Annotated in this window: 22 protein-coding genes and 1 other annotated feature (1 of these 23 cut by a window edge); of the genes, 2 read left to right on the forward strand and 20 right to left on the reverse strand. The window is 36.4% G+C overall.

The window, feature by feature from the left end; all coding sequences use genetic code 11:
- Positions 1–71 (reverse strand) — a binding site (T-box leader) (it extends 159 nt beyond the left edge of the window).
- Positions 72–102: 31 nt separating this feature from the next.
- The 13 genes from ytxC to AC3WTA_RS10560 form a co-directional block, all read right to left on the reverse strand.
- A complete protein-coding gene (ytxC, locus tag AC3WTA_RS10500; protein ID WP_000569607.1) occupies positions 103–984 on the reverse strand; it encodes a putative sporulation protein YtxC in 882 nt (293 codons plus the stop codon).
- Positions 985–1,261: 277 nt separating this feature from the next.
- Complete coding sequence (gene dnaI / locus AC3WTA_RS10505; protein WP_000400116.1) at positions 1,262–2,200, reverse strand: primosomal protein DnaI; 939 nt, start codon at positions 2,198–2,200, stop codon at positions 1,262–1,264.
- A gap of 33 nt (positions 2,201–2,233) precedes the next feature.
- Positions 2,234–3,640 carry a replication initiation and membrane attachment family protein gene (locus tag AC3WTA_RS10510; protein WP_078182792.1) on the reverse strand — a complete coding sequence of 469 codons (1,407 nt, stop codon included), beginning with the start codon at positions 3,638–3,640 and terminating at the stop codon, positions 2,234–2,236.
- 152 nt (positions 3,641–3,792) lie between these two features.
- Positions 3,793–4,254: a transcriptional regulator NrdR gene (gene nrdR, locus AC3WTA_RS10515; RefSeq protein WP_001203687.1), complete on the reverse strand. Its 462-nt coding sequence runs from the start codon at positions 4,252–4,254 to the stop codon at positions 3,793–3,795.
- A gap of 285 nt (positions 4,255–4,539) precedes the next feature.
- A complete protein-coding gene (gene speD / locus AC3WTA_RS10520) occupies positions 4,540–4,923 on the reverse strand; it encodes an adenosylmethionine decarboxylase (RefSeq protein ID WP_002003660.1) in 384 nt (127 codons plus the stop codon).
- A 388-nt stretch (positions 4,924–5,311) separates the two neighbouring features.
- Entirely contained in the window at positions 5,312–6,340 is a 1,029-nt protein-coding gene (locus tag AC3WTA_RS10525; protein ID WP_000198978.1) for a glyceraldehyde-3-phosphate dehydrogenase, read from the reverse strand.
- 109 nt (positions 6,341–6,449) lie between these two features.
- On the reverse strand, positions 6,450–7,052 hold the full coding sequence (coaE, locus tag AC3WTA_RS10530; RefSeq protein WP_000219319.1) for a dephospho-CoA kinase: 603 nt from the start codon (positions 7,050–7,052) through the stop codon (positions 6,450–6,452).
- 53 nt (positions 7,053–7,105) lie between these two features.
- Complete coding sequence (gene ytaF / locus AC3WTA_RS10535) at positions 7,106–7,738, reverse strand: sporulation membrane protein YtaF (protein WP_000281748.1); 633 nt, start codon at positions 7,736–7,738, stop codon at positions 7,106–7,108.
- Positions 7,739–7,810: 72 nt separating this feature from the next.
- Positions 7,811–8,641, reverse strand: a complete 831-nt coding sequence (gene mutM / locus AC3WTA_RS10540) for a DNA-formamidopyrimidine glycosylase (RefSeq protein ID WP_001114486.1) — start codon at positions 8,639–8,641, stop codon at positions 7,811–7,813.
- Between the two features lie 12 nt (positions 8,642–8,653).
- Positions 8,654–11,287, reverse strand: a complete 2,634-nt coding sequence (polA, locus tag AC3WTA_RS10545; protein ID WP_000412834.1) for a DNA polymerase I — start codon at positions 11,285–11,287, stop codon at positions 8,654–8,656.
- Positions 11,288–11,570: 283 nt separating this feature from the next.
- Positions 11,571–13,334: a sensory box histidine kinase PhoR gene (phoR, locus tag AC3WTA_RS10550; RefSeq protein WP_001032126.1), complete on the reverse strand. Its 1,764-nt coding sequence runs from the start codon at positions 13,332–13,334 to the stop codon at positions 11,571–11,573.
- Positions 13,327–14,046, reverse strand: a complete 720-nt coding sequence (gene phoP / locus AC3WTA_RS10555) for a two-component system response regulator PhoP (RefSeq protein WP_001065222.1) — start codon at positions 14,044–14,046, stop codon at positions 13,327–13,329. The genes phoR and phoP overlap by 8 nt, the downstream gene beginning before the upstream one ends.
- 148 nt (positions 14,047–14,194) lie before the next feature.
- On the reverse strand, positions 14,195–14,431 hold the full coding sequence (locus AC3WTA_RS10560) for a hypothetical protein (RefSeq protein WP_000871421.1): 237 nt from the start codon (positions 14,429–14,431) through the stop codon (positions 14,195–14,197).
- Positions 14,432–14,519: 88 nt separating this feature from the next.
- Between AC3WTA_RS10560 and AC3WTA_RS10565 the strand changes: the two genes are divergently transcribed.
- The gene (locus tag AC3WTA_RS10565; RefSeq protein WP_001265021.1) at positions 14,520–14,651 is read left to right on the forward strand and encodes a hypothetical protein; all 132 of its coding nucleotides are present in this window, start codon (positions 14,520–14,522) and stop codon (positions 14,649–14,651) included.
- Positions 14,652–14,707: 56 nt separating this feature from the next.
- Here AC3WTA_RS10565 and AC3WTA_RS10570 read toward each other — a convergent pair whose 3' ends face one another.
- The 5 genes from AC3WTA_RS10570 to AC3WTA_RS10590 form a co-directional block, all read right to left on the reverse strand.
- Positions 14,708–15,181, reverse strand: coding sequence for a MaoC family dehydratase (locus tag AC3WTA_RS10570; protein ID WP_000914190.1), 474 nt, complete (start codon positions 15,179–15,181; stop codon positions 14,708–14,710).
- Between the two features lie 216 nt (positions 15,182–15,397).
- Positions 15,398–16,336 carry a malate dehydrogenase gene (gene mdh / locus AC3WTA_RS10575; protein WP_000153236.1) on the reverse strand — a complete coding sequence of 313 codons (939 nt, stop codon included), beginning with the start codon at positions 16,334–16,336 and terminating at the stop codon, positions 15,398–15,400.
- A 20-nt stretch (positions 16,337–16,356) separates the two neighbouring features.
- Entirely contained in the window at positions 16,357–17,649 is a 1,293-nt protein-coding gene (icd, locus tag AC3WTA_RS10580; protein ID WP_117616433.1) for an NADP-dependent isocitrate dehydrogenase, read from the reverse strand.
- A gap of 160 nt (positions 17,650–17,809) precedes the next feature.
- Positions 17,810–18,958 carry a citrate synthase gene (gene citZ, locus AC3WTA_RS10585; RefSeq protein ID WP_002203699.1) on the reverse strand — a complete coding sequence of 383 codons (1,149 nt, stop codon included), beginning with the start codon at positions 18,956–18,958 and terminating at the stop codon, positions 17,810–17,812.
- A gap of 386 nt (positions 18,959–19,344) precedes the next feature.
- The gene (locus AC3WTA_RS10590; RefSeq protein ID WP_000625511.1) at positions 19,345–19,806 is read right to left on the reverse strand and encodes a DUF441 domain-containing protein; all 462 of its coding nucleotides are present in this window, start codon (positions 19,804–19,806) and stop codon (positions 19,345–19,347) included.
- A gap of 562 nt (positions 19,807–20,368) precedes the next feature.
- On the opposite strand from AC3WTA_RS10590, the gene ytvI reads away from it, so the two are divergent.
- Positions 20,369–21,487 carry a sporulation integral membrane protein YtvI gene (gene ytvI, locus AC3WTA_RS10595; RefSeq protein WP_001081380.1) on the forward strand — a complete coding sequence of 373 codons (1,119 nt, stop codon included), beginning with the start codon at positions 20,369–20,371 and terminating at the stop codon, positions 21,485–21,487.
- A gap of 631 nt (positions 21,488–22,118) precedes the next feature.
- On the opposite strand, the gene AC3WTA_RS10600 is transcribed toward ytvI, so the two are convergent.
- Positions 22,119–22,508, reverse strand: coding sequence for an FxsA family protein (locus AC3WTA_RS10600; RefSeq protein WP_000871634.1), 390 nt, complete (start codon positions 22,506–22,508; stop codon positions 22,119–22,121).
- Positions 22,509–22,703: 195 nt separating this feature from the next.
- Positions 22,704–24,461, reverse strand: coding sequence for a pyruvate kinase (gene pyk / locus AC3WTA_RS10605; RefSeq protein ID WP_001232679.1), 1,758 nt, complete (start codon positions 24,459–24,461; stop codon positions 22,704–22,706).
- Positions 24,462–24,469: the final 8 nt, after the last annotated feature.

Here is a 24,469-nt window from a genome sequence, read left to right on the forward strand (position 1 = left end):
AAGCTCACACCCTAAGGCTTCCCTCTCTGAAAATCGTAGAAAACTACTCATGTCCTCATCATGACATTTCAATATATTTCATTTATGTAGGTAATTATATGCTCAAAAACTTAGAAAATCAAGGGCGTTACCTTTATTTTTTAAATTTTTCACATTGCGCTCAAACTCATGTAATCCATGTAATTGGACCCGTTCTTGAAATACATTTCGCAAAGTAATAATCATATTATGGTCTTGTTCTTTCGTATATAAATAAATTTTTTTCGGCGAAATAGAAAGAAGTGGTGCAATTACTTTCGTATCAATATATACATCCTTTTGCTTCAATAATTCCTCATCTATATATTGGACCAATTTCTCCTGTTTTAAACGTCTACCTTTATCATCATAGAAAATAAAGCTTTCATCAAAAATAAGATGCACACAGGACAAACGTGATTTTCGGCTACGCACTTGTTGCCTTAGCGTCTCAATAAACATTTGATATTCTTGTTCCAACTTATACTCATCAATCGACACTTCAGCAAGCTTAGCTACCATTTCCCTATATGTACGAAGGCGAAAACGAACATATGATGAAAACGAGAACGAAAGCGGATCACAAAGCCAGTTATTTAAAGAGGATTTAATATATGATTCAAATGTGTGACGTGTTAATTCTCGAGCAATCTCTTTTCTTCTTCCCTTTAAAATCTCTTGTGCCATATGCAATATTTGATGACACTCTTCCTCTTCTTCATAAAAAAACTTCTCTTTTAAGATTGTATAAATCCACTCATTTTGCTTTACATTCACAATGAAATATACCATTACCGGCAATAAAATCTTTTCAATATAATTCGATTCACATACTGGTATATGAATCACCACTTTTTGTTCCTCTAAATACACACTCGTTTCCTTATATAACAGTTCCGCTCTTTTCAATAGTTGTCTATATACATGCATAGCATCATTTTTTTCTTCGAAGCAAATTTCAATCACTTTTGTCCCCCCTTTTATCCCTGCTCTAAAGGATTGTATCTATACGTTACAAATCCTATAAGAGTCCGTCCCGTGGAAGTTCACTCTTAGTAGAATTACATTTCCTATCGTTAGAAAATCCACTCAATATGGCTTGCTAATTTTATATATATTAAGGGAGGGAGAAAAAAATGATACAAGCTACAATGAATTTTCTATAAGAAGTTTTTCGTTTTACAATTCACCTATTCTGAAAAGTGTTCAAAACGAAAAAAGAGCAAGCTTTTCAGCTTACTCTTTACTTATGACGTCGGTTTTTCCCGCCAATCGGAATTGGCTTCGCTAAATATTTAATTCGTTCCATAATACGTGCTGCTTTCATTTGTTCTGCTTCACCACGCTGTGTATACGTTAAATGATGTTCCAATTCCTTGAAATCAAAGTTAGACGTAAAGAACGTCGGTAAGTTTTCTAACATACGGAATTGCAAAATTGCGCCAAGCACATCGTCACGCACAAAGCTTGACATCGCTTCTGCTCCGATATCATCTAGCATTAAAACTTGTACGCGTTTCACCGCATCAATCTTTTCCCCAATCGAATTATCTTGAATCGAACTTTTAATTTCACGTAGAAATTCAGGAAAGTATACGAGCATCGAACTTATTTTCTTTTGAGCAAGCTCATTCGCCATTGCTCCTAACAAATACGTTTTCCCTACACCAAATTTACCGTACAAATATAAACCTTGTACTTTTTTACCAGGTTCATATGTACTTAAAAATTCATTAGCAGCACCAATTGCATCAATACGCGCATCTAAATCTGAAGGATCTAAGTTTTCCATCGTTGCCTGTAAAATGTCAGTTGGCATATATACACTTTGAACGAGTTTTTCATATTTCTTTCTCTCGTCATATGCTACTTTTCTAACGCAACGATCGTATTGAATATCAATCATCTTCCCTTGGATAACGAGCTTTGGCTCATATCCTTGCAGCATGTTTTTACACGAACCTAGATCCGGACAATCTACGCAACCTACACTTTGTCCAATATATTCGTATAACTTCACAAGGCTACGCTCAATCATAGAAGTTGTTACTTCACCTTGATGTTCGTCTATAAATTCTTTCACACGCGGATGTGCCATTACTTCCGCCTTTAATACTTCATATCTATTTTTAAAATTTTTATTTTCCATTAACTTTGCAAATGAATTTTGAATATGCTCCATTTTCTCACCTCAAAGAGCGTTCATTCTCTTCTATTAATCACGCTTATATTTTTTTAACACTTCTTCTAGTCGTTTTCGTTCATCATCTAACGTACTTGCATCTTTTTTCTTACTTACATCTTTCTTCACTGTTTCTTTCTCTTGTTCTTTCGGCTCTTCTTTCAGCCAATCTGGTACCATTTCTTTTCTTATCGTTTTCTTCGACGTACGGCCTTTTTTCTTCGTCTCAGCCCATTCTTGATATTGACGATTTTCTTCTTTCGCTAATGCCATTGCTTCAGCTACTGTACCGACCTTTTTACGTGCCCAATGCCCAGCAATTTTCTCCACATACGTTTTCGCAAGCTTCATATCTGAGCGTAGCATAACATAATAAATAAGTACATTCACAACACCTGGCGTTAATTTTTGGTTGATCATTACATCTTCAACGATCTGCAAGTCAGCCTTTGTCGCCTCTGCACCACCAGAGATTTCTTTTAATAGTTGTTTTGGTGAGATTTCCTCTAACTGTTTTATTAACATCTCTTCTTGCGTAGAAGGCTCTTTCCCTTCCATCAAACGTGCAGCGTGAGGTTGTACTCTTTCACTTAATACAGGTAACGCTTGACCATTTTCGAACTGATACCAATCACGTGCTCCTTTTCTAAGCCTTTCGATATCAATTGTCTGCATCTCTGTCACCGTACCAAGAACGATATTTTGCATCGATAACACATCTACATCGTACACGTAAGCAAGTGTACTGACACATTCTCGCACTTGATCTGTAATCGCCTTTTTAGGGACAAGAGCGGACAAGCCATCTACAAATAAGGAGAAATCAAAGAAATCATTCCAAACTTTTGGAGCGTCTCCCTTCTCGTTACTTGGCATAGCTGTCGTTTTTGGAATACGAAGATCTTCTTGCGCATGCTCAAGCTGTCCTGGATTAAACGAACCAAACACATCATTGAAAGAACGCGTAACATTTTCATAAGAAGCAAAATCAAATTCTTCTTCTAAGAAATATTGCTTTACTTGATTATATTTTGTCCGACTCAATCGATTGTATAAAAAGATGCTTAACACAATATCATCAAAAAACTGCTTCGGAGATAAAGGTGGTTGCAATTCGTATATAAACATTCGAATATCTTTTTCTTTCTTAATATATACTTTCAAAAGCCCAATTGCTTCTAACTTTACTCGTTCCTCATATATTTCGGGAAGCTGCATTTGCATGGTCACCATAAGGGAATGATGTGTATTCTCTTTTCCAAACACACGATCTTGCTCTAACTCTCCCCATAGCGTCATGTACAAGCTAAAAGCTCTACTACCTATTAACGGCTGATACAACATCGTTAACACTTTTCGGTCGTAATTATGCAGTAACCCTTTCGCACTTACTTTATAACGATCAATTGGCAATAGCTCCATCCATGACTGTTTTTCCATTCTTGCTTTTCCTTTCTCTCATCCAATCTATCCTCTACTTCATTCGTTCTATCTTCATTATATAATTGCTTAGCGAAAAAGAGCTATTAGCTTTCGCTTCTAGCTCTCTTATCTCATTACTTACGGTATGTAAAGAGAATAAAATACAACTTCTACTCTCTTTCTTTTTGCAGTATATCTTTTAATTCTTCAATAAATACATTTAAATCTTTAAATTGGCGATATACAGAAGCAAAACGCACGTAAGCAACATCATCAATATCACGCAGTTCTTCCATAACAATTTCACCAATCATATCACTTTTCACTTCTGATATACCTAAATTACGAAGTTCACGTTCCACACTTTGAGTTACTTCTTCTAATTGTCTTAAAGATACTGGCCTTTTTTCGCACGCTTTAATTAAGCCGCGCAAAATCTTTTCTTTATTAAACTCTTCTCGTGTACCTTCTTTTTTTACAACGATAAGAGGTGACTCTTCTACTCTTTCAAATGTCGTAAAGCGACTTAAACAGCTTTCACACTCTCTCCTTCTTCGAATAGAGCGCCCCTCGTCTACCGGACGCGAATCTAACACTCTTGTACCATTATGAGAACAGGATGGACAACGCAATATATTCACTCCTTTACACTATACTCTTTATTTTTTCTCTACTTACTTCATCTGACAATATATATACAATATTATATAACTCATTCTAACTCTCTTACCACTTTAAGTTTAAACACATTATTTTATCATCTCGTTTTCAAAAATAAGATGGTAGATGGAGTGCTAACTTATTCGTAAGAGCTCAATTTATCTCACTAACGAGTACGTTATATTTTTCCTTTTTTATAAACTAAAAAAGAGGTGCATTATACACCTCTTTACATTTTAAATCAATTATGTTCTTTTTTAAAGAGCTTTTGTTTCTCTCTGCTTAATTTCGAAGCTACCAGTGCCTCGAGGAAGCTCGATGCTCTCACGCGTTTTCGCGTTTAAACCTTCTGCAATATATTCTGCAGCAACATTTGGATCAATACGATCCCCACAAGTATAAACATCAATACTTGCGTAACCGTGCTCCGGAAAGCTATGAATTGTTAAATGTGATTCCGAGATAATTACTACTCCACTTACACCTTGTGGTGCAAATTTATGGAAAGCAACCTCACGCACTTCAGCACCAGCTCTCAGTGCTGCATCCACAAATAATTGTTCAATATACGGCATGTCATTAAGCTTGTCGAAATCGCAATCCCAAAGTTCAGCGATTACGTGACGACCCATCGTATCCATAGTATCCATTCTACAGTTCCCCCTTGTAAATTTATTCTAACTGTTCGAATTGAAAACTAATTTGCAATTTGGCTTGCTCCACTACCACGGGGGAAAGTTAGTCCAGAGAGGTCCTAACCCTTTAAGTAGTGACTACGTACCTCAGCTCTTAAGTTTACGAGTGTTAGTATACTTTGTTTATTTTCATTTTGCAACAACAGTTTTTTCGATTTTCTGTCATATTTTCCTCTTTACTTTTCCCTAAAAAAAATAAACGATTCACAAATACAGTAATCACAACGTTTCGTGGTATGTCCACTTTCAAAAATATACTTATATAATTTTTTTCCTTTTCAGAAAAAAATAAAAAAAAGAAGGCAAATATCCACTTGCCCTCTCCCTTATTCACTTAAATATGTTGCACATTTTTTTGTTTCGCTAATTCGTCAACAACTAACGTTACAAGATCTACAACACGACGAGAGTAGCCCCACTCGTTATCATACCAAGCAAGTACTTTCACTTTACGATCACCCATTACCATTGTAGATAAACCATCAATAATAGCTGAGTGTGTATTTGTATTAAAGTCAATAGATACTAAAGGCTCTTCGCTGAATTCTACAATGCCTTTTAACGCACCGTTTGCAACAGTTTTGAATGCTTCATTAATAGCTTCAACTGTCACATCACGCTTTACATCTACTACTAAGTCAACAAGAGACACGTTTGGCGTTGGTACACGAAGTGCCATACCATGAAGTTTTCCGTTTAAGTGCGGAAGAACTTTTGCAAGCGCTTTCGCAGCACCTGTCGTTGTCGGAATGATCGATTGTCCGCAAGCACGTGCTCTTCTTAAATCTTTATGTGGGTTATCAATATTTTTTTGGTCATTTGTATAAGCATGAACAGTTGTCATTAAACCGTTTTCAATTCCAAACTGCTCATCTAACACCTTAACAACAGGCGCTAAACAGTTTGTTGTGCAAGATGCATTTGAAATAACAGTATGTTTTGTAATATCTAATTGGTCTTCGTTCACACCAACTACAATTGTTACATCTTCATTTTTACCAGGCGCTGTTAAAATAACTTTTTTCGCTCCAGCTTCAACATGAAGAATTGCTTTTTCTTTTGAATTAAATTTACCAGTTGCTTCAATTACAACTTCAACACCTAGATCTGTCCAAGGCAATTCCTTTGGATCGCGGTTGTTTAAAAGGCGAATCATTTTCCCATCAACTAACAAGTGATCTTCAAATGCTTCTACTGTTCCGTCAAACTTGCCGTGAACTGTATCATATTTAATTAAATGTGCTAACGTTTCAGATGGATAGCTTGCATTGATTGCTACAATTTCGAATGCGCTTTCTTTTATTGCCTGACGAAATACCATTCTCCCAATACGTCCAAATCCATTAATTGCCACACGAGTCATAATATGTTATCCCCCTTGAATGCGTTATACTATTTATCTCCAATCCCAATAATAGTATAACACAAAAAGGGGATATGTCACTAAGCATTTTCATTAATTTCACAATTTTTTAGTCAATAATGTTCCAATTCTTTAAAATCACCTGTAATTGTGTTTTCGTTCCCATAATTGTGCCATCATTATTTATCACTTCATCTGCATTTTTCACTTTTTCTTCTAACGGCATTTGAGATTGAATACGAACTGTTGCTTCTTCTTCTGAAAAATTATTTCGTTTCATTAAACGTTCTAATTGCGTATGTGGCTTAACCGCTACAACTAAAACGCGGTCAACGAGACTTGTTAATTTGCTTTCAAATAAGAGAGGTATATCTAACACAACCGCTTGCATACCTTCCTTTATGTACTTTTCCTTTTGTGTATTCATTTCCTCACGAACTGCAGGATGAACGATTTTATTTAACTGCAATCGTTTTTCTTCATTATAGAAAACGACACTTCCTAATTTCGGGCGATCCAATTCTCCATCTTCTTGTAATACTTCCGTTCCAAACACTTCTACAATTTTGTTATATGCTGGTTTTCCTCGTTCTACAACTTCTCGCGCAATAATATCTGCATCAATAACTGGTATACTCAGTTCACGAAACATTTGAGACACTGTACTTTTTCCACTTGCAATGCCTCCCGTTAATCCAATTACTACTGTCATCATAATCCTCCTCACAATATAAAAGGCGCGAAACTAATGTTCCACGCCCATACTTACATTTTCCAAATTCCAATAATAATGAGTAATACCCCAGGCAGGAATGTAAATTTTTGTAACCATTTCATATTCGATAAAACCGTTCCAAGTTTCATTCCAATAAATAAAAACAAAGAACTCATAACCGCAACCAATATTGCCATCATAGCGGGCGCATAACCTAATAAAGATGCACCAATTCCAGCACCGAACGAATCTATAGAAAGAGCGATACCAAGAAGTAACGCTTCTCCTGCAGAAATGGTGCCTGATTTATCAAAATCTGCAACAGTCGGTTTCCGTAAAATTTGAATCACTAGCCCGAGCGAAGCAATTTCTAATTTCCAAACCTTCTCCTCTTGCTTTGGTTCTTCTTTTTTCTCACTTCGAAAAAATTGGTATAATACCCAAATTCCTATTCCAATAAGAACAAGCCCACCGATACGCGTTGCGATAACAGGTGAAAATATTTTCGCGATCATATGTCCAACTCCCATTGAAACAAGCATAACAGCCGCTGAACACATTCCGATAATTATAATTGATCTTAGTGGAATTCTTACGCTTCTTAAACCATATGTTAGCCCTACACTACAGCTATCTAAGCTTAATGTAAAAGCTAATAAAATAAGAGATAAATAAAGGTACATCGGTAAGCTCCTCCCTTATACATAGCCCTGCTGTATGTATATGACAAATGCCTATCCGATGTTATCTCTTTTCTATATTCTCGGCTGACAAATCGGGCAGTAATGCGTTCCTCTTCCGCCAACAACTGTTTTTTCTAATATCGTACCGCAAGTCACACATGGTTCTCCTTTTTTTCCGTATACATTTAGAAGTTCTTGGAATGAGCCAATTTGCCCTTGCGAATTCATATACGTTCGAATTGTACTTCCGCCTCGCTTCACTGCTTCACCTAACGTTGTAACAGTCGCCTCGTAAATTCGTTCAATTTCTTCTGCTGTTAAAGACGAAGCTTCTCGTTCCGGATGAATTTGAGAACGGAATAAAACTTCATCTACATATATATTTCCAAGCCCTACTAAAAGACGCTGGTCTAATAATACGACTTTTATTTTACGATTGGTCTTTTGCAATCTTTCTTGTAAATACTGCGGTGTCAATTCAGCATCAAACGGCTCCGGACCTAAGTCAGCAAGAGGCATTTGATTCAATTCTTCACCTTTCTTAAAGAGATGCATCGTACCAAACTTTCTCACATCTTTATAATGTAGTTCAGTTCCATCTGTAAATAAGAAACGGACGTGTGTATGCTTATCAATTGGCTCGTCCTCTTGATGCAGTAAAAACTTACCTTCCATACGCAAATGTGAAACAATAACATAATTCGTTACATATAAAAGCAAAAACTTTCCTCTTCGCTTTATATTTTCAATCTTTTCGCCTCTTAGCATTTCTTTAAAGATTTCTGCATCATCCGGACGTTTTACTATTTTTGGATAGGTAACAATAACATCTTCAATTGTTTTTCCTGTCACAAGATTTTCAAGTGTCCGTCTGACGTTTTCAACCTCTGGTAATTCAGGCATTTCATCACTTCCTTATTTTGCGTCGTACCAAGTTGGACCGTAAGAATAATCAACTTTCAGCGGAACTGCGAGTTCAATTGCATGCTCCATTACTTCTGGTACAAGCTTCTCTAATTTTTCAATTTCTTCTTTTGGCGCTTCAAATATCAATTCATCGTGTACTTGCAGAAGTAGACGCGCCTGTAATCCTTCTTCTTCTAGACGGTCTGCCATAATAATCATCGCTTTTTTAATAATATCTGCTGCAGTCCCTTGAATTGGTGTATTCATAGCCGTACGCTCAGCAAAGCTACGTAAATTGAAATTACGACTCGTAATTTCCGGAATATAACGGCGGCGATTTAATAATGTAGCCACATATCCTTTTTGTTTCGCATCTTTTACGATGTCACTCATGTATTCTTGTACACCAGGGAAACTTTCTAAATACTTTTCAATAAATTCCGCTGCTGCTTTTCTTGTAATTCCTAAGTTTTGTGAAAGACCATAATCACTAATACCATACACAATTCCGAAATTAACAGCTTTCGCTTGTCGTCTCATATTCGAAGTTACTTCATCTTTTTCAACGCCAAATACATCCATCGCTGTTTTCGTATGAATATCCATATCATGTTGGAACGCTTCAACTAGCCCTTTATCATTTGCAATATGAGCTAATACGCGAAGTTCAATTTGTGAATAATCTGCCGCGTACATAATCCATCCTTCTTCTGATGGAACAAATGCCTGACGAATCTTTCTTCCTTCTTCTAATCGAATCGGGATATTTTGCAAGTTCGGATCCGTTGAACTTAATCGACCTGTTTGCGTTAATACTTGATTGAAACGAGTATGGATTTTAGATGAATCTTCATGTACAACTTTTAATAAACCTTCAATATAAGTTGAATTTAGTTTCCCTAATTGACGATAATGTAAAATGTTTGGAATGATTTCATGGCGATCCATAAGCTTTTCTAGTACATCAGCTGACGTAGAATAGCCTGTTTTCGTCTTTTTAATAACTGGTAAGTTTAAGTTCTCAAACAGAATAACACCAAGCTGCTTCGGTGAATTAATATTAAATTCTGTTCCCGCAAGCTTATAAATTTCCTGTTCCATTTCCTTTAATCTACCTGCAAGTTCTTCTCCCATATTACGAAGACGCTCCGTATCAACTTTTACACCTTTTACTTCCATATCAGCTAATACACGCGCAAGTGGTAATTCTAACTCTGTAAACAGTTCATATTGCTCATTCTTTTGTAACTCTTCTACGAATGTTTGCTTTACATCATATAATACGTGCACTTTACGAGCTACATGCTCCGCTACTACTTCTAGCTCTGGAACAGCACGCTTCGCACCTTTTCCGTAAACTTCTTCATCAGATTTCACAGCATGTGTTTCTTTCATTTTTGCTACAGTACGGAAATCTTTATCCGTATCAGCCGGGTCAAGTAAATAAGCAGCGATTAATAGATCAAAGTCAATCCCTTGCATATCTATCCCGTTCCATTTAAGTGCAACGATTGCGCGCTTCGCATCAAAGGTATACTTTCTCATTTCTCCATCTGCAAGCCACTCTTTAAAAGCGTCTGACTTAAGAGCAATGTCTGTTTGAATAAAGTAACAGCCATTTTCATTTTGAATACCAAAACCTTGAATGTCTGCTCTATGATAGTTATCTTCTTGTACTTCAACAATAAGCGCACTATCTTGCACTAGCATTTCTTCTGTAACTTCTTCCACAATATCAAATGTAATATCATCTAATTCAGCTGGAGTCGTTTCTTCTGGCGTAACACCTAATTTATTTAAAAGGGATGTAAATCCTAAATTCTCGAACATTGGAATCACATCACTTGCTTCATACCCTTTATACTCCATATCATCCACATGCACTGTAATCGGTGCATCTGTAATGATAGTTGCAAGATCTTTACTCATAAGAGCTTGGTCTTTATTTGCTTCTAGCTTTTCTTTTAATTTCTTCCCGCTTACTTGATCTATATTTTCATACACTGCCTCGACCGTTTCAAACTGTGTTAACAATTTAATCGCAGTTTTTTCACCAACTCCTGGTACACCTGGAATATTATCTGACTGGTCTCCCATTAAACCTTTCATATCGATAATTTGCTTTGGTGATAAGCTGTATTTCTCAAATAAAGCTTCTTTCGTATATTCATCCACTTCTGTAATCCCTTTGCGAGGAATACATACGAGTGTATTATCTGAAACAAGTTGCAGTAAGTCTTTATCTCCTGAAATAACTTTTACATGAAACCCTTGTTCACTCGCTTCTTTCGCTAACGTCCCCATAATGTCATCCGCTTCATAATTTTCTAATTCATAACGCGGTACGTTGAATGCATCAAGCATCTCACGAATAAACGGGAATTGCTCTGATAATTCAGGTGGAGTCTTTTGACGTCCTCCTTTATACTCACTATACGTTTTATGACGGAATGTCGTTTTACCCGCATCAAACGCTACTAACATATGCGTCGGTTTTTCTTCCTCTAATATTCTCATTAACATCATTGTAAAACCGTAAATTGCGTTCGTATGTATACCTTTGTCGTTATTTAAAAGCGGTAGTGCAAAGAAAGCACGATACGCGATATTATTACCATCTACTAATACGACCTTTTTTTCCAAACCAGAAACCTCCCCATACAAATTTGAAATAATTTTTTTCACAGAAAAAAACCGTTCCTTTCCTCTCTCTATATTAACATGACTAATAGAGAGAAGAAAAATAACGGCTATTTTCTATCATATATACAAACGTTTACTAACATAAAAGGGAAGTGACGAGAACAGCATAACTATTCTCGTCCAAAATTACTCCTTGGATGAAGGGGTTTTCATGTATTATATTAACAGACCTTTATTAATATTTAATTAAGCCATTGTTAATATTTTGTAAACATCCTTCATCCTATTTTTCAGTTGCTGATTTTGGTAAAACAACTGTAAATGTTGTCCCTTCCCCAACTTCACTATCCACTGTAATCGTACCGTGATGTGCCTCAACTAAATGCTTTACAATCGATAATCCAAGGCCTGTACCACCAGTATTTCTACTTCTCGCTTTATCCACTCGGTAAAAGCGTTCAAAAATACGCGGAATTTCATCTTTACTAATACCAATTCCGGTATCCGATACTTTTATATAAGCATTATATTTATCTTCTGCTAATTCTACAGAAACAACGCCTCCAGCCGGCGTATATACGATTGCGTTATTCATTAAATTAATAAAGATTTGCTTCAAACGACTTGGATCTCCAATGACCGAGACTCCTTTTAGCGCATTTACTTGTAAAGAAATTTCTTTTTCTCCTGCTTTGTTATCAAGCACCATATGAATGTCTTCAAGAAGTCCCTTCATATCAACGGTCCCCATACTCAATTTAAATCCTTGTTGCTCAATCTTTGATAAATCTAATAAATCTTCAATTAACCCTTGCATGCGTTCACTTTCTTTTAAAATAATGTGCAAGAAATGTTCGCAGAATTTTTTATTATCCATCGCTCCATCCAAGAGCGTTTCTGAAAAACCTTTAATAGAAGTAATCGGTGTCTTTAGTTCATGAGAAACATTCGCTAAAAAGTCTTTTCTCATTTGTTCTAATTTCTTTAGCTCAGTAATGTCATGGAATACAAGGACAATCCCTTTCCATTCATGGTTCGTCCCGATAATCGGTGCTCCATATACTTCGAAATGCTTTCGCTCAATTCCAAGCGGCAATAACATTTGTTTACGCACTTTCACTTCTGTCATAAAGATTTCTTCCACGAGCTCTATAATTTCTGTATGATGAAACGACTCATAATATAAACGATCTAAATATTCTTCATCTGTTACGTGGAAAGTCTCCTTATACGAACGGTTTACAAGGTTTATATAACCGCGACTATCAATTAAAATCATTCCGCTTCCCATATTTTCAATTAACGTATGCAGACGATCTTGTTGCATTTCTTGCTCAAGTGTCATCTCTTGTAAATTACGGGCTAAAATATTAATCGCTTTACTCAGCATTCCCGTTTCATCCGAATGACTCTCATAAGCGCGTGCTTTATAATTTCCCTTCGCTAATTCGATAGCAACTTTCGTAACGGATTCAATCGGCCTAATATATTGCCCTGTAATTTTCATACCTAAAAATACGACTACGAGACAAGCGATAACAAATCCGATAATTAATAATCCCCACGTTTTTTGATGAACAGATTTCAAAGGCTCAATTGTACTTTTTACCAAAATGTACCCTTGTTTTCCTGCTACATCTTGAACGAACACCGCATGGTAAAATTCATTATTCTGCTCTGTTTCTTTCGTAATGACTTTATTTCTTTGTTTCGTTGTTTCAGAAGTAAGTTCTTTAATTATCCCTTGGCTAAAAGCAGACTGTTCTCCTCCGCTATATTGAACTTTCTTTTTTTCATCTACAAATGCAATAGAAGCCTGTATTTTTTCTTCTAACTTTTCAAATACATATGGATTTTTTAAAACATCATCAAAACCCTGTTCTTCTGCTAATACCGCAACATACTCTGTCTCTTTTACCATTCTCTCTTTGGCATGATCTATATAGTAGTTTTCAAACACGGTTTCCAGTAATAAACCTAGTCCAACTAAAATAAAAACAATAAGAGAAACAAATGTAAAAAGAAGCCTGGAACGAAATTTATTCATCCCCTTTTGGCTCCTCTAATTTATATCCTAAACCACGTATCGTTTTAATGTACGTCGGTTTTTTCGTATTTTGTTCAATTTTATCGCGCAAATGGCTAATATGAACGTCAACAATTCGTGTATCACCAGCAAAATCATAGTTCCATACAGCACTTAATAATTGATCACGTGTCAACACGCGACTTTTATTTTTCGCAAGATAAACAAGTAGTTCAAATTCTTTTGGTGTTAATTCAAGCTTTCTTCCTTGGAAATAAGCCTCATAAAATTCCGGCAAAATTTTAAGTTCAGCAATTGTGATGCTCTCTTCATCTGACGCTTCTTTCACTTGTTCTTCTTGTTGTAATTTCGTGCGGCGCAAAATTGCCTTCACACGCGCAACAACTTCCCTTGGGCTAAATGGCTTCGTCATATAATCATCTGCCCCAAGTTCAAGACCTAGCACCTTATCAAATTCATCATCTTTTGCTGTTAACATTAAAATCGGCGTCATAACGCGCTGCAATCGTAATTCTTTACACACTTCCATACCATCCATTTTTGGAAGCATTAAATCTAATATAATTAAATCTGGGCGTTCTGTTGTCGCTTTTTGAAGCGCCATTTCTCCATCCATCGCTGTTATCACTTCAAACCCAGCTTGTTGTAGATTAAATTCAATTAAAGTTAAGATAAACTCCTCATCATCAACTACTAAAATACGATTGTTCATTCTTTTCCTCCAAGTTATAGACTTGAAACCTTCTTCATCCTAGTATTTTCCCCGTTATTCTCATCATACTAGAAAACAAGGTCCCTCTCAATATAATTGTCTATACATGGATTCAGATTGTGCTATTGTTATTACTCATTCACTCCAATTAACGTGTTGTTATCCATACTTTATACACTTCTATATCGTTATTAAACTCCACATTCGTATAAATATTAAATTCTCGATTTTGCGCTAACAAAAACGCAAGAGCATACGCTATTTTATAGTCTAGCGTTTCATATCCATCAAATACTCTTCCGTACATTTCATTCGCGACCCCGTCTGCCCACACTTCAGCTTCTCTTATCGTTTCAAAGATAACACCTTCTCTTTTCCACTTCATCTTAAAAATCACCCCTTTCATTGACTTCAATTACCAATAAATATATTATTTATTTAAATATACAAATAAATATGATTAGGAGACTATTATGCGAGTATTACTACCTATTTTAACTTTAGCAGTAACATGTTTCCTTACTTTTAACGTACCAAGCTGGGATACGATTAAAACAGGTTGTTCAGAATTTGCCGAAGGGTTTAAAGAAGGATTTTTCAACTAAAAATAGCGCTAGCCCCTTATAGTAAGGTATGCTAGCGCTATTCATATTTTCATGTTTTAAAAATTATCTAATGCTTTTTCCATAATAGAAACTGATTTAAAAGGCGGCGTTACTGTTAAGGAACCTTTTACAACCGTTTCTCCTTTTTCATCATGAGCAGATACAAGCATATCAATTGTATGTTCCTCCTCAGAAACAGCCACAACTTCAAAGTGGATTTGTAACGTTTCATAATGGTGAACATGCTTCACGAACGTAAGGTCCTTCCTAGTAATATGACTACCTGGACCTGGTAAATATTTCGTAACTGCCGTTGTAATCATTCCCGTTAGCATAATGCTTGGTACAATCGGCTTTTCATACGGAGTTTGGGATGCGTAATCATGCTGAATATATAATGGATTGGCATCATTCGTTAACCCTAAGTACAATAACAAATCTTTATCCTCAATTTTTTCAGTGATAGATAATTTCTCTCCTACTGTAATTTCATCCATTCTACGACCAATTTGAACTTTTTTCTTTAACATGTTACAACCCCCTCCGATTTTTTCACCTTATTATCCTACTAATAGCGATACCTGATCCGAAATTTACTATGATGAGGGCAATGTATAGTATAAATCTATAGTTTCATTATAGGATACACCAAATGATAGCGTTTTCATATTATTTCAAAAAAACATTTGAATAAATAGTAGAAAAAGATTCGGGGCCCCGAATCTTTTTCCACTTATATTTAATTATTAAACAAGAACCTTCATTACATTACGTACAGATTCTACAGAGCGATCTAACGCTTCTCTTTCATCTGTAAGAAGTTCTAACTCAATAATTTTTTCAATTCCGTTACCACCTAGAATTACTGGTACCCCTAAGTAAAGGTCGCTATAACCATATTCACCTTCAAGGTATGCAATAGCTGGTAATACACGGCGTTGATCTTTTAAGATTGCTTCTGTCATTTCAACTAAAGAAGCAGCTGGTGCGTAATATGCACTACCGTTTCCTAATAAGCCTACAATCTCGCCGCCACCTTTACGGGTACGTTCTACGATTGCTTCTAAACGCTCTTTCGGAATTAACGTTTCTAACGGAATGCCACCTGCATAAGAATAACGTACAAGAGGTACCATATCGTCACCGTGTCCACCAAGAACAAATCCTGTAATGTCTTTCACAGAAAGATTTAATTCCTGTGCAATAAATGTACGGAAACGAGCTGTATCTAATACGCCCGATTGACCGATAACACGCTCTTTCGGGAATCCTGCTTCTTTAAATACAGAATATGTCATTGCATCAACTGGATTTGTTAATACAACAATAATCGCATTTGGTGAATGTTTTGCAATGTCGCGCGTAATACTTTTCATAATTTTAGAGTTTGTTGCTACTAAGTCATCACGGCTCATACCAGGCTTACGTGCAATACCTGCTGTAATAACGACAACGTCAGAATCAGCAGTATCTGCGTAATCAGATGTTCCAATAATGTTAGCATCAAAACCTTGTACTGGGCTCGCTTCTAACATATCTAACGCTTTCCCTTTTGTTGGATTTTCCAGTTGTGGAATGTCCACTAATACAACATCTGCAAGTTCTTTTTGTGCTAATAAGAATGCTGTTGTTGCTCCTGTAAATCCTGCACCGATGACTGAAACTTTCTTGCGTTTGATTGTCATAATTTACCCCCCCGCTTTAATTATGCGTTTTTGATTATCGCTACATCCATGTTTTTAATAAGTTCATTAGCGAACTCAGAACATTTCACTTCTGTTGCACCTTCCATTAAGCGTGCGAAATCATAAGTTACTACTTTTGAAGCAATTGTTTTCTCAACTGAATCAGTTACTAATTTCGCAGCTTCGTTCCATCCTAAGTGCTCTAATAATAATACACCAGAAAGAAGAACTGAAGATGGGTTTACTTTATCTAAACCTGCATATTTTGGAGCTGTACCATGTGTAGCTTCAAAGATAGCATGTCCAGTCACATAGTTAATGTTTGCACCAGGTGCAATACCAATTCCACCTACTTGTGCAGCAAGTGCATCAGAGATGTAGTCTCCGTTTAAGTTCATTGTTGCAACAACATCGAACTCACGTGGACGAGTTAAAATTTGTTGTAAGAAGATGTCTGCAATAGAATCTTTTACGATGATTTTTCCAGCCACTTCAGCGTCTGCCATTGCTTTATTCGCTGCATCTTTACCATCTTTCTCAACGATACGGTCATATTCAGCCCAAGTAAATACTTTATCGCCGAATTCTTGTTCCGCTACTTCGTAACCCCAGTTTTTGAAAGCACCTTCTGTAAATTTCATAATGTTTCCTTTATGAACTAATGTAACAGAAGAACGCTTTTCGTTAATTGCATATTGAATTGCAGCACGAACAAGACGCTTTGTCCCTTCTTCTGAGATTGGTTTAATACCAATACCAGATGTTTCTGGGAAGCGGATTTTATTAACACCCATTGCTTCTTTTAAGAAAGCAAGGACTTTTTCTGCTTCCGGAGATCCTTGTGCATATTCAATTCCAGCATAAATGTCTTCTGTATTCTCACGGAAAATAACCATATCAGTATCTTCCGGACGTTTTACAGGTGAAGGAACACCATCAAAATAACGAACTGGACGTAGACATACATATAAATCTAGTTCTTGACGAAGTGCTACGTTTAGAGAACGAATACCACCGCCAACTGGAGTTGTAAGTGGACCTTTAATCGCGATTAAATATTCACGGATTAAATTTAAAGTTTCTTCTGGTAACCACTCGCCTGTTTGGTTGAATGCTTTTTCCCCTGCAAGCACTTCTTTCCAAACGATTTCCTTCTCACCATCATAAGCTTTTTCAACTGCTGCTTCTAGTACACGAGATGCAGCTGCCCAAATATCAGGACCAATTCCATCTCCTTCGATAAATGGAATAATCGGATTGTTTGGTACATTCATAACACCATTAGTTACAGTAATTTTTTCACCTGTCTTCAATGTGATAACCCCCATGTTTGAAATTTCATATGTATGAAACTGAGGGAATAACCCCTCAGTTCAAACCGTTATTTAAATTAAAATATTCTAATCATTACGTCTTTCCGAAAAAATCAGACTTTTGAAAGCGTATTTTCACTATCAAAATAGTGTTTTTCGCTTATCGTTGTGCAATTGGAACGTACACTTGATGTGTTGGTCCATTATAATCAGCACGTGGACGGATTAAACGGTTGTTTTCATATTGTTCTAGAATATGAGCTAACCAGCCTGACATACGGCTAATTGCAAAAATAGGTGTAAATAAGTCATGGTCAATTCCTAAACAATGGTATACAGAAGCTGAATAGAAATCAACATTTGGTGGAAGACCTTTTTCTTTTGTTACAATGTCTTCAATTTTGATAGACATATTATACCATTTGTCTTCTCCTAAAAGCACGCATAATCTCTTAGACATTTCGCGTAAATGTTTTGCACGCGGATCACCCTGCTCATATACACGGTGGCCAAAGCCCATGATTTTCACTTTATTTTGAAGAGCATTATGAATATATGATTCTACATTTTCTTCTTCGCCAATTTCAGTTAGCATCTTCATTACATTTTCGTTTGCCCCGCCGTGAAGAGGACCTTTTAACGCACCGATTGCTGCTGTAATACCAGAATATACATCTGAAAGTGTAGCTACACAAACGCGTGCAGTAAATGTAGAAGCGTTTAACTCATGATCTGCGTGAAGTACAAGCGCCTTATCAAAAGCTTCAATTTCAACTTCATTTGGCTCGCGATCATTTAACATGTACAAGAAGTTTGCAGCTAATGATAAATCGTTTCTAGGCTCAACAACATCTAAACCTTTACGAATTCTTGCATAAGCAGCAACTAAAGTTCCCACTTGAGCCTGCAATTTAACCGCTTTCAAATAATTGGAGTTTTCATCCATAATTTCAGCGCTCTCATCGTATAATGATAGCATGGAAATTGCAGTTCGTAAAACAGACATCGGATGTGCGATTTTTAAATCTACTTGTTTCAAATATGTTAAAATCTCACCTGGAACTTTATAGTATTCCGATACAGTCTCTTTAAATTTCGCTAGTTCTTGTTCACTAGGAAGCTTGCGATGCCATAATAAGTACACTACTTCTTCAAATGTAGCATTCTCAGCTAAATCATCAATATTATACCCAACATAAGTTAATGTATCATCAATAATAGAGCTCACAGATGATGTTGTTGCTACTACCCCTTCTAAACCTCGAATAACAGTCATGACATTCTCTCCTTTTCCTGAAAATTCTCCCAACCTTGCTCCTTATATCTATTTGCTCCCCTTTTGAATTATGAACGCCCGTTCACTCTTTAGGCAAGCAAAATGCACGATCATGCAAATTTATTGCGATGTTCCCCTCTTATGTCCATTGTCTACATGGAAAGCATGAGCGTGAATGTCTCCCCGAATCCTCACGCTCAAAACAACAAGTTAGTGAGGAAAATTAATTCCGAAGAGTTTTATGATAAAAACAACATAAAACAATATCATTATAAAATTGTTTTATGTTGTTTTTATTTTATCTGGTGTAAAGTCTCTGCTGTTATGTAACTTTTCAAAGTTTCTAATCCTATTATAAACAATTATCTGACTTTTGTGAACAGAAAGAATTCAAAATTTTTATATTACTATAAAATTCCTCATTTAAACATCTGTATAATACTCATAACTGCATAGGCAATCCCAGCCCCAATTAATGGACCTACAGCAACTCCATTAAATAAAGCAACCGCTATAATTGTCCCGAAAACGAGCGCAGTTGTAATATGAGGATCCGTCGTCAATAATTGTACGCCGCCTTTCGCTAACAAAGCAACCGCTACCCCTGAAGCTAAAGCAATCCATGCATAATACGATTTCGCCGCTTCTCCAAGTTGTTTAAAACCTATTTCCCCCGTTGCAATCGGTACGAGTACTGCTATTGTAATAACCGTTACACCGAGGTTAATCCCTTTCGTTTGTAGATAAGGAAAGACTTTATCTCCTAGAAACGTAAATTTCAATAAAAATAACACACCAATGGCTACAGTAAGCGATTGGTTTTTAGCAACAAGTCCTATAATAAGTAGTATGAATAAAAATAACGTTGACTGACTAATCATGTTTGCACTTCCTTTCTGAAAATAATGAACTCATTTCCAAACAAAAATACCTTTAAACCTATCGTTATACATGCTATATCGATGTATATTCAACAATAACCACTTCATTTTTTATGTATTTTAAAATGACAAACTGAGACTTTCATCATCAAAAATTTAAGCATGTATACATTTTTGAAAACGATTGTCTCTCCTTTCTTTTCTAATAAGAAACAGGTAAAATAAAAAGAAGAGAAAATGAAGTTTTTACCATATAGTAGAAGCATCAACACCAAGCTTTTACAGTCACTCATGTACTGAAAAAGCAGGAAAAATCCATCATTCCACTATAACATAAAGTGAAACTTTAATCAGTGGGGCATTTTCCACTGATTATTAGTTGAACCAATCGGGCATTTACGGGCAGTTTATCTCCATCTAACTCCTTTGATCCAGCTGCACTTCGGGTAGGAGATTTACTGCCCGTTAACGCGGGGTAAAGTGAAACTTTAATCAGTGGGGAACACTCGTTATAAGTTGAACGAATTAGGATAATCCAAATTGGAATGGGAGGTATACATCTTTGAACCGAAACTTACTATATATGATATTGCGACTCATATTTGTCATTGTAGCAACGGTAGCCGGGTTCTATGCATTACTATATATGTCAGGACTTATCTATCCTTTTATTATCGCTTTCGCATTTGCTTATTTGATTAATCCCGTCGTCAATTTCCTTAATCAAAAACTACAATTTCCTCGCGCGCTAGCAGTACTCGTTAGCTTAATTCTCGTATTCGGAGCTATCGTCGGACTCGTTACATATCTTGTAACGGAAGCAATATCGGCCACAACATACTTACTACAACTTGTTACAGTAAAGTTCCCGGATATCGTTAAATTCGCAGAGCAATTTGCACTTAATCATATTATGCCTCTCTATGATGATTTAATTTCTAAATTTAATCATCTTGGGGAACCACAGCGCTATACGATTACACAAAACATTCAAAACTTAGGAACCGAAGCAACGACGCAAATGAAAGAACTTTTAACTGCTATTATAAGCGGGTTAACAAATTTCATTAGTGCATTACCAACAACTTTAACTGTCCTTGTATTCGTTTTATTAGCCACTTTCTTCATTAGTTACGATTGGCACCGTCTTGCTCAGAAAGTAAGAAAATTTTTGCCGAACCGTGTTCACGGCTATGGAAAAACTATTTTTGTCGATTTAAGAAAAGCTTTATTTGGTTTTGTTAAAGCGCAACTTACACTCGTATCTATGACAACTGTTATTGTACTAATCGGACTTTTAATATTACGCGTACCATACGCCATTACTATCGCGATTATTACAGGGGTTGTAGATTTACTCCCGTATTTAGGAACAGGTGCCGTCTTCGTTCCTTGGGTTATATACGTATTTTTCACTGGCGATACTGCTTTCGCCATCGGTCTTCTCATCTTATACATCGTCGTGATTGTCCAAAGACAAATTATGGAGCCTAAAGTACTTTCATCTAATATCGGCCTCGATCCATTAGCAACACTGATTGCTCTATTTGTCGGCTTTAAGCTTTTTGGCTTTTTAGGATTAATCATCGGTCCAGTCATCTTAGTACTACTTAATACATTGCACAAAGCTCGTGTATTCCATGATTTGTGGAAATATATTAAAGGCTCACCTTCAAAATAATAGTTTCTAATTCATATACAACAAAAAACTTACATGTAATCAGTGGGAATTTCCCACTGATTATTCCTTGTACTTATTTTTCACACTCATTACATGCAACAAGAGGATTCCCCACAAAAAGGATAATACTCTTGTTTTTTTGCATAGAAAACGCATATTCCGAGGTATTTTTACATATTTATTCTATTATTTTTATAATTATTACTTACATTTTTTACTTTTTATGCAAATGAATAAATATACAAAATGGTATAAAATGAGACTTAAACTAACAATTTTCCTGTTCGTATCTAACTTTTCCATTCCAATTGATTCTTTTTATATACAAAACCAACTTGAGTTCATATGAATTTCCCTACAACACACTCATTAAGAACTACCTACATATCCAATCGAAAAATACATAGCAAATATAATAAGGCAAAACTATGATCAGTAAGGATTTTGTCCACCACCGATTATTAACTTTCACCAACCGGACTTGTATGAGCAGTCTAATTTCCACTTAACTCCTTCGCATTCACCACATTTTAAGGCATGATACAGCAAAACTTTAATTAACAGAGCTTCATCCATCCGCCATCCTTTTGTGGGCAAAAAAAATAGCGCTTAGATCGCTATAATCTAAGCACTATTTCTGCACAATAATAGTAGAACTCTTTCTAAACTTCCATTCCATCCACTTCATAACAAATGGCTTCAACAAAGCCCTCGTCATAGGGATAACGAAGATCAAACCCATTATATCCGTTACGTATCCAGGAAGCACCAAAAGAATACCTCCTATAAAGATAAAAATACCATCCAGTACTGCTCCTCCTGGCATTTCTCCTCTATTCAACTTAGATTGAATCTCTCCAAGTACTTTAAATCCTTGTCTTTTCGCCAAATAGACACCTACAACACCCGTAAATACAATCATGGCGAACGTAGACCATAAACCTATTACATGACTCGATCCAATTAAGACTGTAATCTCAATCGCCGGTATTAAAATAAACAAGAATAGTAACCACTTCATAGTTCTACACTCCTCTCACACATCACTTTAAACGAACCCAGAGCACCCGTATACGCTACACAGAAACTAAACACCTTTCCCTATTGAACCTCGTAACAAACGGCTTTTAAACGCAATTCCAGGCGTTTCAAGCTGATTCCACCTCGTTTTTGTGTAAAAAAAAGAGAAGGACTCCGATCCTTCTCTTCGTATTACTTATAGCACTTCCGCATGTCCATTATAAACAATTCCGCGTGCTGCATCAACTGTTACTTCTTGGCCATTTTTTAAAGTTGCTGTTACGCCGTTTACACCAACAATAACAGGAATACCGATTGATACACCTACAACAGCCGCATGGCTTGTTAGACCGCCTTCTTCTACAACTAGAGCAGCAGCTTTTTCGATTGCAGGAATCATATCTTTATCAGTGCTTGTTGTAACAAGGATATCACCTTTGTTTACGTTCGCTACAGCTTCAGCAGCTGTTTTCGCTACAACTACTTTACCTTTTGCAGCTTTACGACCGATTCCTTGTCCTTTCGCAACTTCTTCACCAACAACATGGATTTTCATTAAGTTTGTTGTACCAGTTTCAGCAACTGGAACACCAGCAGTGATTACTACAGTGTCTCCAAGTCCAATTAGACCTGCATCCATACCTGTTTGAATTGCAGTATCTAACATTTCGTCAGTAGACGCTGCACGTTTTCCAGCCATAAATGCTTGTACACCCCAAACAAGCGCAAGACGACGTCCTACTTGCTCGTCAGATGTTACAGCTACGATTGGAGATTTCGGACGGTATTTAGAGATCATTTTCGCAGTATGTCCACTTTCTGTTGGAGCTACGATTGCAGCTACATCAAGAGCAAGTGCTGTATGCGCAACAGATTGGCTAATTGCATCTGTAATTGTTGGAGTGAACTCTTTAATACGTTTTTTGAACATATCTTCATATTGTAATGATTTTTCAACACGTACTGCAATGTTAGCCATCATTGTTACTGCTTCTACTGGGTATTGACCAGCAGCTGTTTCACCTGAAAGCATGATTGCATCTGTACCATCGAAGATTGCGTTAGCTACGTCACTTGCTTCCGCACGAGTTGGACGTGGGTTACGTTGCATAGAATCTAACATTTGTGTCGCAGTAATAACCGGTTTACCTAACACGTTACATTTTTTGATTAGACGTTTTTGTACTAATGGTACTTCTTCTGGTGGAATTTCTACACCCATATCACCACGAGCTACCATTAAACCGTCAGAAACTTCTAAGATTGAATCGATGTTATCGATACCCTCTTGGTTTTCGATTTTTGGTACGATTTGGATGTATTGAGCGTTATGCCCTTCTAATAATTCACGGATTTCTAATACGTCAGATGCTTTACGTACGAATGAAGCTGCGATGAAATCAACTTTTTGCTCGATACCGAAAACGATATCTTTTACGTCTTTTTCAGTGATACCAGGAAGCTTAATGCTTACGTTTGGTACGTTAACACCTTTTTTATTTTTTACAGTTCCGCTGTTTAAAACTTTTGTACGGATGTTTCCGTCAGCTTTTTCGATTACTTCTAGTTCGATAAGACCGTCATCGATTAGAATACGAGAACCTGGGTCTACATCGTCATAAAGACCAGCATAAGATACAGAGAACTTCTCTGCAGTACCTAATACTTGCTCAGTAGAAAGAACTACTTCCGCACCTGTTACAAGCTCAGCTTGTCCGTCTACGAAGTCGTGAGTACGGATTTCTGGACCTTTTGTATCAAGTAAGATACCAACTGTTTTACCAGTTTTCTTTGAAGCTTCACGAATGTTTTTAATACGAGCGCCGTGCTCTTCATGGCTACCATGAGAGAAGTTTAAACGAGCAACGTTCATACCCGCTTCGATTAATTGTTCTAATTTCTCAATACTTTCACTAGCAGGACCTATAGTACATACAATTTTAGTTTTACGCATATTGCACC

The sequence above is a fragment of the Bacillus sp. EB106-07-01-XG149 genome (genome assembly GCF_058791555.1).

Excerpts from the sequence above, each read along its gene's own strand:
- AC3WTA_RS10600 (WP_000871634.1), bottom strand. The coding sequence starts at position 22,508 with ATGAAGTGGTTACTATTCTTGTTTATTTTAATACCGGCGATTGAGATT.
- mutM (WP_001114486.1), bottom strand. The coding sequence starts at position 8,641 with ATGCCTGAATTACCAGAGGTTGAAAACGTCAGACGGACACTTGAAAAT.
- AC3WTA_RS10510 (WP_078182792.1), bottom strand. The coding sequence starts at position 3,640 with ATGGAAAAACAGTCATGGATGGAGCTATTGCCAATTGATCGTTATAAA.
- phoP (WP_001065222.1), bottom strand. The coding sequence starts at position 14,046 with ATGAACAATCGTATTTTAGTAGTTGATGATGAGGAGTTTATCTTAACT.
- AC3WTA_RS10565 (WP_001265021.1), top strand. The coding sequence starts at position 14,520 with ATGCGAGTATTACTACCTATTTTAACTTTAGCAGTAACATGTTTCCTT.
- pyk (WP_001232679.1), bottom strand. The coding sequence starts at position 24,461 with ATGCGTAAAACTAAAATTGTATGTACTATAGGTCCTGCTAGTGAAAGT.
- AC3WTA_RS10525 (WP_000198978.1), bottom strand. The coding sequence starts at position 6,340 with ATGACTCGTGTGGCAATTAATGGATTTGGACGTATTGGGAGAATGGTA.
- dnaI (WP_000400116.1), bottom strand. The coding sequence starts at position 2,200 with ATGGAGCATATTCAAAATTCATTTGCAAAGTTAATGGAAAATAAAAAT.
- coaE (WP_000219319.1), bottom strand. The coding sequence starts at position 7,052 with ATGACAGTAGTAATTGGATTAACGGGAGGCATTGCAAGTGGAAAAAGT.
- AC3WTA_RS10590 (WP_000625511.1), bottom strand. The coding sequence starts at position 19,806 with ATGATTAGTCAGTCAACGTTATTTTTATTCATACTACTTATTATAGGA.
- speD (WP_002003660.1), bottom strand. The coding sequence starts at position 4,923 with ATGGATACGATGGGTCGTCACGTAATCGCTGAACTTTGGGATTGCGAT.
- AC3WTA_RS10570 (WP_000914190.1), bottom strand. The coding sequence starts at position 15,181 with ATGTTAAAGAAAAAAGTTCAAATTGGTCGTAGAATGGATGAAATTACA.
- mdh (WP_000153236.1), bottom strand. The coding sequence starts at position 16,336 with ATGACAATCAAACGCAAGAAAGTTTCAGTCATCGGTGCAGGATTTACA.
- phoR (WP_001032126.1), bottom strand. The coding sequence starts at position 13,334 with ATGAATAAATTTCGTTCCAGGCTTCTTTTTACATTTGTTTCTCTTATT.
- ytaF (WP_000281748.1), bottom strand. The coding sequence starts at position 7,738 with ATGTACCTTTATTTATCTCTTATTTTATTAGCTTTTACATTAAGCTTA.
- AC3WTA_RS10560 (WP_000871421.1), bottom strand. The coding sequence starts at position 14,431 with ATGAAGTGGAAAAGAGAAGGTGTTATCTTTGAAACGATAAGAGAAGCT.